Annotated in this window: 12 protein-coding genes and 2 riboswitches; of the genes, 8 read left to right on the top strand and 4 right to left on the bottom strand. The window is 33.8% G+C overall.

Annotation, left to right across the window (positions count from 1 at the left end):
• Positions 1-153 precede the first annotated feature (153 nt).
• The 4 genes from COJ46_RS13315 to COJ46_RS13330 all read right to left on the bottom strand — a co-directional run bounded on the left by COJ46_RS13315 (position 154) and on the right by COJ46_RS13330 (position 4283).
• A complete protein-coding gene (locus COJ46_RS13315; RefSeq protein WP_097975956.1) occupies positions 154-1620 on the bottom strand; it encodes a CoA-acylating methylmalonate-semialdehyde dehydrogenase in 1467 nt (488 codons plus the stop codon).
• An 18-nt stretch (positions 1621-1638) separates the two neighbouring features.
• A complete protein-coding gene (locus tag COJ46_RS13320; RefSeq protein WP_097975954.1) occupies positions 1639-3012 on the bottom strand; it encodes an aspartate aminotransferase family protein in 1374 nt (457 codons plus the stop codon).
• Between the two features lie 428 nt (positions 3013-3440).
• Entirely contained in the window at positions 3441-3863 is a 423-nt protein-coding gene (locus COJ46_RS13325) for a CBS domain-containing protein (RefSeq protein ID WP_097975952.1), read from the bottom strand.
• A gap of 42 nt (positions 3864-3905) precedes the next feature.
• Positions 3906-4283, bottom strand: a complete 378-nt coding sequence (locus tag COJ46_RS13330) for a Na-translocating system protein MpsC family protein (RefSeq protein ID WP_097975950.1) — start codon at positions 4281-4283, stop codon at positions 3906-3908.
• A gap of 116 nt (positions 4284-4399) precedes the next feature.
• A riboswitch (cyclic di-AMP (ydaO/yuaA leader) is annotated at positions 4400-4545 on the bottom strand.
• A 124-nt stretch (positions 4546-4669) separates the two neighbouring features.
• A riboswitch (cyclic di-AMP (ydaO/yuaA leader) is annotated at positions 4670-4811 on the top strand.
• A 334-nt stretch (positions 4812-5145) separates the two neighbouring features.
• Between COJ46_RS13330 and COJ46_RS25015 the strand changes: the two genes are divergently transcribed.
• From COJ46_RS25015 to COJ46_RS13365, 8 genes are all read left to right on the top strand, one after another.
• Positions 5146-5274 carry a hypothetical protein gene (locus COJ46_RS25015; protein WP_286133538.1) on the top strand — a complete coding sequence of 43 codons (129 nt, stop codon included), beginning with the start codon at positions 5146-5148 and terminating at the stop codon, positions 5272-5274.
• Between the two features lie 12 nt (positions 5275-5286).
• Positions 5287-5364, top strand: a complete 78-nt coding sequence (locus COJ46_RS25245) for a potassium-transporting ATPase subunit F (RefSeq protein WP_088012318.1) — start codon at positions 5287-5289, stop codon at positions 5362-5364.
• Positions 5365-5402: 38 nt separating this feature from the next.
• Entirely contained in the window at positions 5403-7076 is a 1674-nt protein-coding gene (kdpA, locus tag COJ46_RS13340; RefSeq protein ID WP_097976194.1) for a potassium-transporting ATPase subunit KdpA, read from the top strand.
• Between the two features lie 32 nt (positions 7077-7108).
• A complete protein-coding gene (kdpB, locus tag COJ46_RS13345; protein WP_097975948.1) occupies positions 7109-9148 on the top strand; it encodes a potassium-transporting ATPase subunit KdpB in 2040 nt (679 codons plus the stop codon).
• Positions 9149-9171: 23 nt separating this feature from the next.
• Positions 9172-9732: a potassium-transporting ATPase subunit KdpC gene (gene kdpC, locus COJ46_RS13350; protein ID WP_097975947.1), complete on the top strand. Its 561-nt coding sequence runs from the start codon at positions 9172-9174 to the stop codon at positions 9730-9732.
• Positions 9733-9786: 54 nt separating this feature from the next.
• Complete coding sequence (locus tag COJ46_RS13355) at positions 9787-12120, top strand: universal stress protein (RefSeq protein WP_097975945.1); 2334 nt, start codon at positions 9787-9789, stop codon at positions 12118-12120.
• Positions 12121-12296: 176 nt separating this feature from the next.
• Entirely contained in the window at positions 12297-13007 is a 711-nt protein-coding gene (locus COJ46_RS13360; RefSeq protein ID WP_098566000.1) for an SDR family NAD(P)-dependent oxidoreductase, read from the top strand.
• Positions 13008-13019: 12 nt separating this feature from the next.
• Entirely contained in the window at positions 13020-13394 is a 375-nt protein-coding gene (locus COJ46_RS13365) for a MerR family transcriptional regulator (protein ID WP_097975943.1), read from the top strand.
• Positions 13395-13433: the final 39 nt, after the last annotated feature.

Consider the following 13433-nt stretch of genomic DNA (forward strand, 5'->3'; position numbering starts at 1 on the left):
CAGAACGTCCCGCATTAAATGATTCATAAATCAATAATGAATGAAAAATCGCATCTAATCCGTAACTACTTACGGGATATGCGATTTTTTCTATTTAAAAAGGCTTTCCCATTAGTCCAGTTACCTAAACTAATGGAAAAGCTACAATATTAATTATTCAAATCTACTCGTTATCATTTTTTTCCTTGTATAGAACTCGACACCGTCTGCACCATTTGCATGTAGGTCACCATAGAAAGAGTTTTTCCATCCAGAGAATGGGAAGAAAGCCATTGGTGCTGGCACGCCGATATTTACTCCGAGCATTCCGACTTCAATGTTCTCCCTGAAATATCGAATACTTGATGCACTATCTGTAAAGATACAAGCCCCATTTCCGAAGTCTGATTTGTTAGTGAGTTCAATTGCTTCCTCTAATGATTTAACTCTAACGATCGAAAGCACTGGTGCAAAAATTTCTTCTTTCCAAATTTTCATTGATGGGTTTACATTATCAAAGATTGTTGGTCCAATGAAATAACCTTTTTCTTTTCGAATTAAATCATTTCGACCATCACGCAATAAGGTTGCACCTTCTTGAATTCCACATTCAATATATTTTTCCGTTCGTTCACGATGTTCCTTGCGAATAACTGGACCTAGGAATACATCATCATCTAGTCCATTTCCAATTGTAATGTTATTCGCTTCTGTTTTTAATTTTTCGATTAAGGGATCGGCAATATCGCCAACTGCTACGACTACTGAGCATGCCATACAACGTTCACCAGCTGAACCGTATGCTGCTGTAATGATTTGCTTGACCGATTCATCTAAGTTTGCATCCTGTAAAACGATACTATGATTTTTAGCACCAGCTAATGCTTGAACGCGCTTACCATTTGCAGATGCAGTTTTATAAACATATTCCGCCACAGGCTGAGAGCCTACAAATGAAATGGCAGGAACATCTTTGTTTTGAAGTAATTCGTTTACAATTTCATGTGCTCCATGAACAATATTGAATACACCGTTTGGAAGCCCTGCTTCGGTAAAGATTTCTGCTAAACGATTTGCAAGAAGTGGAGTACGTTCTGAAGGCTTTAAGATAAACGTGTTTCCACATGCAATCGCTAGTGGGAACATCCAACAAGGTACCATCATTGGGAAATTAAAAGGTGTTATGCCTCCAACAACCCCAACAGGGTATCGATACATCGCCGATTCAATATTTGTTGCAATATCAGGTAATTGTTTACCCATCATTAAAGTTGGCGCACCGGCAGCAAATTCTACGCATTCAATTCCACGTTGAACTTCTCCATAAGCCTCATTATAGCTTTTACCATTCTCAATCGTTATTAAATTAGCAAGTTCTTTCCAATGCTTTATTAATAATTGTTGATATGAAAATAGTATTCTTGCTCTTTTTGGAACAGGTGTTTTACTCCATGTTATAAAAGCTTTTTTAGCTGCTTTCACAGCGGTTTCTAAATCTGATTTAGTTGAGAGAGGTACAAATGCTAGTATTTCTTCAGTAGCAGGATTTGGAACTGGAATTGTCTTGGCATTTGATGAAGCTTCGATCCATTCACCATTTATGAAATTCTTTAAAACCTTTATATTAGTTTGTGTAGACATGAATATCACCCCGTATGATTATAGTTTTGAGAATGCATTGTTTAAAGTATCTACGATAAAATCAAGCTCTTCATCAGTTGTTGTAAATGGAGGAGAAAGTGTAAGGATATTATTATAGCCTGGAACCGTATCTCCGTTTCGACCGATTATTAATCCTTGTGCTTTACATTCAGTAATTATTTTTAACACCAACTCTGGACTAGCAGGTTTTTTACTTTTTTTATCTTCAACAAGCTCAATTCCTGCAATAAAACCAAAACTTCGGATGTCTCCAACATTTTTATAAGTTAGTAAACGATCTAATTTTTTACGGAGCTCTTCACCTAAATAAGCAGCACGCTCTATTAAATTTTCTCTTTCAATAATTTCCAAGTTTTTAAGTGCAACTACACATGAAGCTGGATTTCCTCCGAACGTATTAACATGACGAAAATGATTATCTGACCCTGGTTGTTTAAATACTTCATATAAATCGCTACTTACTGCAGTTGCTGAAAGAGGAGAATAAGCGCTTGTCATTCCTTTAGCCATTGTGACGATATCTGGTTTTATACCGAAGTTTTGATGTCCAAACTGTTTTCCAGAGCGGCCAAAACCACATATTACTTCATCAATAATTAACAAAATACCAAATTTATCACAAATTTTTCGAACTTTTGTTAAGTATTCGGCAGGTGGTACAATAACTCCTCCACCTGTAATAACTGGCTCCATTATAATCCCTGCAATCGTTTCAGCACCTTCGTAATTAATAACATCTTCAATTGCAGTTGCACATTGGATACCGCAATCTCCATACGTTTTACCAAAAGGGCATCGATAGCAATAAGGCGGTGCTACATGCTGGAAACCTGAACTAAGAGGTTCATATTTAACTTTTCGGTTGGCTTGACCAGTAGCACTTAAAGCACCCATCGAATTACCATGATATGCGCGATATCTTGAGATAAATTTATAACGCAAAGGTTCACGATTTTGTTGATGGTATTGTCTAGCAATCTTAAAAGCTACTTCATTTGCATCAGATCCAGAGTTAGAATAAAAAATACGATAATCTCCACCTAGCCATTCATTTAACTTTTCAGCCAATAAGATGGAAGGAACATTGCCTTGGGACATTGGAACATAGGGAATTGCTTTAATTTGTTCAGCAGCAGCATTGGCGATTTCTTCGCGACCGTATCCTACATTCACACACCATAAACCAGACATCCCGTCTAAATAATTTTTACCATCAATATCAGTGACTGTACTATTTTTTCCGGATACTAAAACCATTGGATTTGGATTGTGAGGCGACATATGATGCCATACATATTTTTGGTCTAATTCAAGAAGCTCTTCTTTTGAAAGAGAAGTAGAATGAGTTACTTTTACAGTTTTATCATTCACTAATTTGTCACCAACTTTCAATTTTCTAGTATTATTGAAATTTCATTTTTATCTATTTACTAATTAATATTACTAAATAGACCATATTATCCTATTACGATTAGGATCGAAAACAAAAACTGGATATACGCAAATAAAAAAGGAGACTAATCATGTAAAATGCACCTTTAAATTAAATAATGAAAAGCTATTTCTTAATTTTATGTGTAAAATCAATCTAATAATCAATCTTCTACTTTTCATATTGTATTCATCCGGTTGTTGAAAATAATGGATAAATAAGGTCGGTACAATAAAGATGTAAGGTGTATCGTTTATGAAAATGGCAGTTCTCGTCAATCTTGCTTTAATTAACACTAAATATATATTTTGCAAATTAATAGAAAAGAGCAACTACAAAAAAATGTAGTTGCTCTTTTTTTATCGTCTTAGTCTAAAATTTGGCTTTCATTTAACAATTTCTTACTACAATACTCAATAATTTCTCTTCTCTTAACCATACCAATAAAAACTTCATGATCATCAATTACTGGAATGAAGTTCTGATTAATTGCTCTTGTAAATAAATCTTCAATTTGTGCATTGATGGAGACTGGTGCATAAATATTATGCAAGGAAATTTCATTTAGATTTATTTTTCCTGTATTAGAAAAAGATAAACTTTCCGTATTTTTTAATTTCCATAATAAATCACCCTCAGTAAGTGTACCAACATATTTGCCGTTATCATCAACTAAAGGAATTGCTGTAAAACGATGGTGCTCCATTTTTTCAAGAGCTTGACGCATTGTCGAGTTGATATTCATATAAACAAGTTCATTTTTGGGGGTAAAGAAAAACGCGATATTCATTTTTCGTACTCCTTACTTAATTTTAATATTTCTAAATAATAATTAGTTGTATTTAGCATCTAGTAATTTATTAATATTTTGATCCATTATAAAAACTTCAATTCGTTCACCAGTATTTGTACTTGTGTCACTATGACTAGATAGAACCTTACATCCTGTATGTTTTTCAACTATTTCTTCATATTCTTTACTGTACATTTCTCTAAGAACTTGGCGCATTTTTTTTACAAGACTTTTTCCTGTATCATGCGAAACTAAGTGTTTCTCTTCTGTTGTTAAGACGCCTTTAAATCGAAGGATGATCATATCTTCCACTATATATGTTTTAGCTTCTTGCGGACCTCTTCCAATTAGCTCTCTTTGGAATTTTATAAATGCCTCACTTAATTCGATTTCAAGCTTTTTTTTCGATGTTATCATTAATATCTCTCCCATATGGTTAATTAAAACAAAAAAATAGCCACAAGAAGAGCAATCTTCTCGTAGCTATTTACTTCAATGGAAAAATATATTGAAATATTAATAACTCGAATAAGTTTTGCTCTCTTCAAACGCTGGCGAGGTTAGCTGACGGATTCGGGCTTGAAAAGTAGCCCTACCTTTAATGGATTCACCCCGTGTGCAATGCACGAATGGTTCCTGGTTCCCCCGCTCGTAATTTACGATTTAGCGATTACAGCAAATATATTTTATTGATATGATTATCATACAGAGTTAAATAAAATTGTAAAGGGGTAAGATTTTACAAAAGTACTGAAAAAAACTCTTTACATGTAAAAATCATCGCCGTATAATCAAGTCAGCAAAATAAATATCGGCTTAATTACGATTATCGTAAGCGGAGGAACCAATTTTTTGGGGTTAATTTTACATGAATGTAGAAGGGATGAGATACTCTTTCGCCATCCTACCCGACAGCTAACTTCGTAGGCTAAAGCGAGGGAGGTCAATAGACCGCCTAATTTGAGCGGGTTTTTTTATTGCATTTTTTTGCAGTAAAATTACCTGAGCAAATAATAAAGTAGGTCTTTTTATTTTGTTATTAAATGGTAAATTCTGGATATTTTATAGAAAAGATTAGGGAGACAGAACACAAAGAGAGCTTTATGCTAGCTGGGTGTTAGGTAGACCAATGGATACTTTTCTTCCAAATTTCAATTAACTAAAACTTAATTAGGGATAAACATGATTGTTTTTGTTTATAGCCCTTTAAATTTAGTTAATTTGTTGGAGGATTAGTATCCATTGGTCTTTTTTATTGTTCAGAAATAGGCTGGAAAACATGAAACAAATGAAATTAGTAATTGAAGAAAGGGGAATTGCAGTGATGAATGATCTTACAATGGTAGGTTTAATGGTTATCATTTTTGCAATATTTTGGGGATTTACAATTTTTTGCGAAAAAGCATAAGGGGGAAATTAAATGCTTATTCCAGCAATAATAGGGATCGTTCTTATTCTATATTTAGTTTTTGTATTAATTAAACCAGAGAAATTTTAGTATTTAATTTAACATTTGGGAGGAGTTTTTAAATGTCCATGGGGATTTTACAAGTAGTTGTTACACTACTGATTATCGTTTTATTAGTTAAACCAGTAGGTAGCTACCTTGTTAAAGTATATGACAATGAAAAAACAGGGCTAGATCGCTTTTTTGGATCTTTTGAAAGATTAATTTATCGCTTAATAGGTGTACGCGAAGACGAGAAAATGGGTTGGAAAAAATATGTTTTAGCGATGTTGCTAAGCAATTTTGTAATGTTAATCATTTTATACGCAATTTTTAGATTTCAAAAATATTTGCCTTTTAATCCTGATCATATAGGTAATATGCCATCAGCTTTGGCATTCAATACAGCAATTTCTTTTATTACAAATACAAACTGGCAAGCTTATAGTGGTGAAAATTCACTATCATATTTATCGCAAATGATGGCTATTACATTTCCAATGTTTACTTCGGCTGCTACCGGCTTTGCAGTTGCTATTGCATTCATTAGGGGATTAGTAGGACGTAAAGATAATTTAGGGAACTTTTATGTCGATTTAGTTCGTTCAATCACTCGTGTATTTTTACCTTTATCATTTATTGTTGCTTTGTTTTTAGTATTTCAAGGTGTGCCACAAACCTTAAAAGGTGCAGTAGATGCAACAACAATTGAAGGGGTAAAGCAAGTAATCACTAGAGGACCGGTAGCTGCACTTGAATCAATTAAACATGTTGGTACAAATGGTGGAGGATTTTTTGGTACAAATGCGGCTCATCCATTTGAAAACCCAACACCTTTAACAAACTTAGTTCACATAGTATGTATGATGCTTTTACCAACTTCATTAGTTTATGCATTTGGTGTTATGGTTAAAAACAAAAGACAAGGTTGGACAGTATTTGCTGCAATGGGCATTTTGTTTATAGGGCTTCTTACAGCTGTATTTGTTGCAGAGTATAATGGTACTCCAGCATTACAAGCACTTGGTATTCATGGGAATATGGAAGGAAAAGAAGTTCGATTTGGAATTTCTGAATCAGCTTTATTTACAGCCGTTACGACTGCTGCCACTACTGGATCAGTTAACAATATGCATGATTCATTAACGCCTATTGGTGGAATGATACCACTTGCTGAAATGATGTTAAATAATGTGTTCGGTGGTAAAGGTGTAGGATTATTAAATGGCTTATTATATGTAATCTTAACAGTCTTTATATGTGGGTTAATGGTAGGAAGAACACCAGAATTTTTAGGAAAGAAAATTGAAGCAAAAGAGATTAAACTAGCATCCATTGCGATTTTAACACATCCTTTAATTATCTTAGTTCCAACTGCTTTAGCATTGGCTTTAAAAGGACCAGTTTCTTCTATATTAAATCCCGGGTTCCATGGTTTATCTGAAGTGTTATACGCCATTACTTCTGGAGCTGCGAATAATGGATCGGCATTCGGTGGATTAACAGCTAATACTGATTTTTATAATATCGTCATCGGATTAGTTATGTTATTTGGTCGATATATTTCTATTATTGCTATGTTAGCAATTGCTGGATCGTTTTCTACTAAGAAAACTGTTGCAGTAACGTCTGGAACATTCCGAACAGATACACCTTTATTTACTGTTATTTTAATTGCGATTATTTTAATCGTTTGTGCATTAACGTTTTTCCCAGTACTTGCACTAGGACCAATCGCTGAACACTTAGGAATGTTTAAATAGTAGCAATCATAACGAAAGAGGAGATTGATCATATGGCTATAGAAAATAAGCCTATTTCAAAAGAGATAAAAACTCAGGCAATCATCGATTCATTTAAAAAGTTAAATCCACTTGTTATGATAAAAAATCCAGTCATGTTTATAGTTGAAGTGGGTACTTTTATTACTTTAATACTTTCTTTTAAACCGGATATATTTGGAATTAGTACAGTTGGAAGACCATATAATATTGCGGTATTCTTGATTCTATTATTTACTGTCCTTTTCGCAAACTTTGCAGAAGCAATTGCAGAGGGTCGCGGAAAAGCGCAGGCAGATACGTTAAGAAAAACGAAATCAGAAACAAATGCAAAGTTAAAACAAAAAGATGGATCATATATAGAAGTACCGTCAACTTCATTAAGAAAAGGAGATATCGTTCGAGTTGATACAGGCGAAATTATTCCTTCAGATGGAGAAATTATTGAAGGTTTAGCTTCCATCGATGAATCAGCTATTACTGGTGAATCTGCGCCAGTAATTAAAGAAGCAGGTGGAGATTTTTCATCTGTAACTGGTGGTACTCGAGTCGTATCAGATTATATTATTGTTAAAATCTTAACTGATCCTGGTGAATCATTTATTGACCGTATGATTTCATTAGTTGAAGGAGCTGCTCGTCAAAAGACACCGAATGAAGTTGCATTAACTACTCTATTAGCTGTATTAACATTAGTATTTTTAATCGTCATTATGACACTTGTACCAATTGCTAATTATTTAAATGTCTCAATAGATGTAGCAACTTTAATTGCCTTACTCGTTTGTTTGATCCCGACTACAATTGGTGGATTACTTTCTGCAATCGGAATTGCAGGGATGAACCGTGTTACACAATTTAATGTTTTAGCGATGTCTGGTAAAGCTGTTGAAGCTGCTGGAGATATTGATACGATGATTTTAGATAAAACTGGAACAATTACATTTGGTAACCGAATGGCGAGTGAATTCATTCCAGTTGGAAGTATAACAGAAAAAGAGATAACTTTAGCTGCTTTAAAATCTTCTGTAAAAGACGAAACACCAGAAGGACGTTCAGTTGTGGAGCTAGCTCATAAAAATGGGTTAAGCTGGGATGAAAATGAGTATGAGGATGCAGATATTATTGAATTTACAGCTGAAACTAGAATGTCAGGTTTGAATTTAAAAGATGGAACTGAAATTCGAAAAGGTGCAGTAGATTCGGTTAAAAAGTATGTAATTGCTAAAGGGGGCAAAATCCCGAGCGAACTTGAAGAAAAAGCAAATATCGTTGCAAAGGCAGGGGGAACACCACTTGCTGTTGCAATAAATGATAAAATTTACGGTGTTATTTATTTAAAAGATACAGTAAAACCAGGATTAAAAGAGCGATTTGATGAATTAAGAGCAATGGGGATTAAAACAGTTATGTGTACTGGTGATAATCCTTTAACAGCTGCAACAATTTCGAGAGAAGCAGGTGTTGACGAATTTATAGCAGAAGCAAAACCTGAAGATAAAATTGCTGCGATTAAAAAAGAACAAAATGAAGGTAAGCTAGTTGCGATGACCGGTGATGGGACAAATGATGCCCCTGCTCTAGCACAAGCTGATGTTGGTTTAGCGATGAATTCAGGTACGATGGCTGCGAAAGAAGCGGCTAACATGATTGACTTAGACTCAGATCCTACTAAACTTTTATCTGTCATTGCGATCGGTAAGCAGTTATTAATCACTCGTGGTTCATTAACAACATTTTCAATCGCAAACGATATTGCGAAATATTTCGCGATAATTCCAGCTTTATTTATTATGGCAATACCACAATTAGATTATTTAAATATTATGGGATTGAATTCACCAAAGTCTGCAATCCTATCTGCATTAATTTTTAATGCAATCATTATTCCTCTCCTCATTCCTGTTGCAATGAAGGGTGCGAAGTATAAGCCAATGGATGCTAATAAACTACTATCTAAAAACTTATTAATCTACGGACTTGGTGGCGTTATTGCACCGTTCATTGGAATTAAAATTATAGATATGCTTGTATCTACATTGCATTTTGTTTAATTCATTTGGAAGGAGGAGTTAATGTGAAATCAGTTATGATTGCGATTAGAGCATCAATCGTATTATTGTTAATTTGCGGTTTAGGTTATCCTTTAGCTACAACTGGGGTTGCACAAGTTATTTTCCCGAAACAAGCAGATGGTAGTTTAATAGAAACAAATGGGAAGGTCACAGGCTCTAAATTATTAGCTCAAGAATTTAAAGGGCCTGAATGGTTCCATTCCAGATCATCTGCTGCAAACTACAATCCTACTGCTTCAGCTGCAACGAACGCGGCAGTTGCTTCAAAAGAATATGTCAAAGCAACGAAAGATAAAATAAATGAATTAAAAAATGAAAATAGAAATCTGGGTAATAAAATACCTGCAGATTTAGTAACGACATCTGGCTCTGGATTTGACCCAGATTTATCTCCGGAAGCAGTGAAAGCCCAGGTATCTAGGGTAGCTAAGGCAACAGGTATATCAAAGGAGAAATTAGTAGCGTTAATTCATCGTCATACAATTGGTCGTCAATTAGGAATATTTGGGGAGCCACGTGTGAATATATTAGAATTAAACCTAGAATTACAGAAGTTAAGATAAAAGGGGAGGATTGTCTCCCCTTTTTCCTTATGTATAGAGAATGGAGGGAAAATCTTGAGCGACACACAGTTTCGTAGGAAAACACCTGAGGAATTATTAGAATCCATTCAGAAAATCAAAAAAGGCAGATTAAAAATTATTATCGGTGCTGCAAGTGGTGCTGGAAAAACGTATCATATGCTCCAAGAAGGTAATGTTTTAAAAGAACGTGGAATTGATGTTGTAATTGGGCTAATCAGTGAAACAAATCGTCAGAAAACGATTGAACAAATTGGTTCTTTAGAGAAAATTCCTTCAATTACTTGGGAAGAAAGTGGCTCTTTAAAACAAGACATTGATTTAAATTCCATCATAGCTAGAAATCCAGAAGTAGTACTTGTTGATTCTTTAGCTCATCAAAACAGACATGATGCTACGTTTCCTACTCGGTTAGAAGATATTAAATATTTAATATCAAAAAATATAAGCGTCATTACAACAATGAATATTTATGAGATAAAAGAAGTTTATGATGAAGCTGACAAATTGACTGGTGGCAAAGTTAAGGGCAATCTATTTGTTCCGGAAGAAACTTTAGCAATGGCAGATGAAGTAAAGTTATTAGATGTTACACCTGAAGTTATTTTAGAAAGATCAAAAAAGGATTTATATAATGAGGAAGAAAATAAAAATCGTTATCAATTATTACATAAAAGCAATTTAGCAGTTCTTCGTGAACTAGCACTTCGTTTCATAGCTAGCGAAGTGAATGATGAACTTGACGAATACCGGGAAAAACACGGGATAGTTGGTCCTTCTGGAGCTTCAGAGGAAATTTTAGTCACAGTGCAATATCATTGGAATGGTTCTATTTTAGTTAGAAGAGGACAGCAAATTTCAAAAAGATTGGGTGGAGATTTACATGTAGTATGTTTTCAACCACCTAAAAAAAATTTCACTAGAGATGAGTTAACATTTAAACGCTCCATTATAAAGCTTGTTGAAAAAGTAGGAGGGAATTTTGAAGAATTACCACTTATGAGCAATTCAATTGCGAGTGAAATTGTTGAATATTCAATCCGTCATAATATAACGAGTATTGTATTAGGTCAATCAAAGAGGACACGTTGGGAAGAGATTGTAAATGGTTCGATCGTTAATAAAATTTTAAGAAAGACAAAAAACATCGATGTATTTATTGTTGCAGATCGAGCGGAAATACATGGAGAAAGAGTCATTCCTACAATGCAAGTAAATAAAGAAGTAGTAGACCCATACCGTCGTTTAAGTCCGCAAGAGCTTGCCCAGGAAATTCATAAAATAAAACGTGGTACTTTAAAAGTATATATTGGAGCTGCTCCAGGTGTTGGAAAAACATATACGATGTTAAGAGAGGGGAATGAGTTAAAGAAAATAGGTATTGATATTGTAATTGGTTTACTTGAAACTCACGGTAGGGTAGAAACATTGGAAAAAGTAGGAGACTTAGACATTATTCCGAGAAAAGTCATTCCTTACAAAGAAACCACTCTAGAAGAAATGGATACTGAGGCAATTATTCAAAGAAGCCCAGAGGTAGTGTTAATTGATGAATTAGCACATACGAATGTACCTGGTAGTAAATTTAATAAAAGATATATGGATGTTGAAGAAATCTTAGAAGCTGGAATTTCAGTCATTTCTACATTGAATATACAACATGTTGAAACTCTAAATGATAGTGTCGAACAAATAACTGGGGTTAGAGTTAGAGAAACAGTACCAGATAATATTCTTAGAGATGCAAATGAAATTGAATTAATTGATATATCTCCAAAAGCACTAAGGGAAAGAATGCGAGAAGGAAGAATTTACGCTCCAATAAAGATAGAACAATCACTAAACAATTTTTTTAAAACGGGTAATTTAATTGCATTAAGGGAATTAGCACTCAGAGAAGTAGCTGATGATGTAGATGAACGCCTTGAAGCATGGGAAAGAGATTTAACCCTTAGAGGTCCCTGGAGACAAGAGGAAGTCATTTTTGTTTGTATAAATTTAAAACCTAATAGTGAAAGACTTATACGGAGAGGTTTTCGAATTGCATATCGCTTAAAAGCTAAATTATATGTAGCTTATGTTAAAGAACATGGTAAATTTTCTGAAGATGAAGAGCAATCGTTAAAAAAAATAAAAGAGTTAACAAAACGATTAGGTGGTTCATTTGAATTATATGAGACAACTGATCGCCGGCATGTTTTTATCGAATTAGTAAAAAACATCCGTGAAAAAAATACAACTCATGTCATTATGGGACAGTCAGCTCGTACTAGATGGGAAGAAATCAAAACGGGTTCGATTGTTCAAAAACTGTTAAGGGAGTTGCGACATTTAGATGTTTTAGTAGTAGCTGATCAGAGTTTAAAATGATGGTTTTATTATATTTTTAGCATGAAATGATTTAATTTCATGCTTTTTATTTATTTCTTAAAAAGAATGTCACCATTATAATAAAAATATATGATTAAAACCCTTGACCTAAACTAAGGTTTAGGCTGTAATCTCTGATTTGTAAGCAACAAAATAATAAATCGGAGGAAATGAATATGACAAAATTTGCTTTTGTAACAGGTGCCAATAAAGGGATTGGATTAGAAGTAGTTCGTCAGTTGGCGGAAGAAAATTATCATGTATTTTTAGGTGCTCGAAATGAAGAGCTCGGGATTAAAGCAGTGCAGAATTTAGGTTTATCTAATGTTACATTTATTCAGGTTGATGTTTCTAGGACACAATCTATTCAAAATGCTTTAAATAAAATTTCGAAAGTAACTGACCACATAGATCTCTTAATCAATAATGCAGGAATTGCCCCAGATTTTCATATATTGCCAAGTGAAATCAAACTTGAAACTTTACGCCAAGCATTTGAAGTGAATTTCTTTGGAACATTCCAAATGATTCAAACTTTTTTACCACTGGTAAAAAAGTCTGAACGTGGAAAAATTATTAATGTTACGACAGATATGGCATCACAAACATTATTTGATCGTGGAGAAACTGCATCAATCAATATACTTGGTTATAATTCTTCTAAAACTGCTAATAATTCACTAACACTCACATTTGGGAAAGAATTCGGAAGTAATGGACCTGAAATTTTTGGTGTTACACCAGGTTTTACAACGACTGATCTAAATGGAAATACACCTGGAGGAAATACAACTGCAGAAGGTGCTAAAATTATTACAGACTATGCACTAAGTGATTTGAACTACAATGGAAAAATTCTAAATTCAAAAGGAATTATGCCTTGGTAAGGATGAAGGTTTATGGATTATACAATTGGACAAGTAGCAAAGTTGAATAGCTTATCAATTTCTCAATTAAGATACTATGATAGACAAGGTTTGTTACCTTTTCTAAAAAGAACTGATAGTGGAGATAGACTTTTTGATGAGGACGCACTTAAATTTATCGAGATGATTTTATGCTTAAAAAACACAGGTATGCCGATTAAGAAAATAAAGCAATTTGTTGATTGGTCAATGGAAGGGGAAGATACATTACATCAACGTCTAAAATTGATGATGCAACAAGAGAAAAATGTTTTAGATCAAATAATGGAAACGGAAGAAAATTTAAAGAAAATACAAAGGAAAATTGCGAAATATAAACTTGAGATTAATGAAAGTAATAAAAAATAAAAAGACAACGATTTAGTTGTCTTTTTTAATTGGATTATT

The sequence above is a fragment of the Bacillus sp. AFS077874 genome, assembly GCF_002566505.1.
In the GTDB taxonomy this organism is placed as follows: Bacteria; Bacillota; Bacilli; order Bacillales; family Bacillaceae_G; genus Gottfriedia.

What these genes read in the sequence shown, in the direction of transcription:
- kdpB (WP_097975948.1), top strand. Translation starts at nt 7,109, where the DNA reads ATGGCTATAGAAAATAAGCCTATTTCAAAAGAGATAAAAACTCAGGCA.
- COJ46_RS25245 (WP_088012318.1), top strand. Translation starts at nt 5,287, where the DNA reads ATGCTTATTCCAGCAATAATAGGGATCGTTCTTATTCTATATTTAGTT.
- COJ46_RS13315 (WP_097975956.1), bottom strand. Translation starts at nt 1,620, where the DNA reads ATGTCTACACAAACTAATATAAAGGTTTTAAAGAATTTCATAAATGGT.
- COJ46_RS13330 (WP_097975950.1), bottom strand. Translation starts at nt 4,283, where the DNA reads ATGATAACATCGAAAAAAAAGCTTGAAATCGAATTAAGTGAGGCATTT.
- COJ46_RS13365 (WP_097975943.1), top strand. Translation starts at nt 13,020, where the DNA reads ATGGATTATACAATTGGACAAGTAGCAAAGTTGAATAGCTTATCAATT.
- kdpA (WP_097976194.1), top strand. Translation starts at nt 5,403, where the DNA reads ATGGGGATTTTACAAGTAGTTGTTACACTACTGATTATCGTTTTATTA.
- COJ46_RS13325 (WP_097975952.1), bottom strand. Translation starts at nt 3,863, where the DNA reads ATGAATATCGCGTTTTTCTTTACCCCCAAAAATGAACTTGTTTATATG.
- COJ46_RS13360 (WP_098566000.1), top strand. Translation starts at nt 12,297, where the DNA reads ATGACAAAATTTGCTTTTGTAACAGGTGCCAATAAAGGGATTGGATTA.
- COJ46_RS25015 (WP_286133538.1), top strand. Translation starts at nt 5,146, where the DNA reads ATGAAACAAATGAAATTAGTAATTGAAGAAAGGGGAATTGCAGTGATG.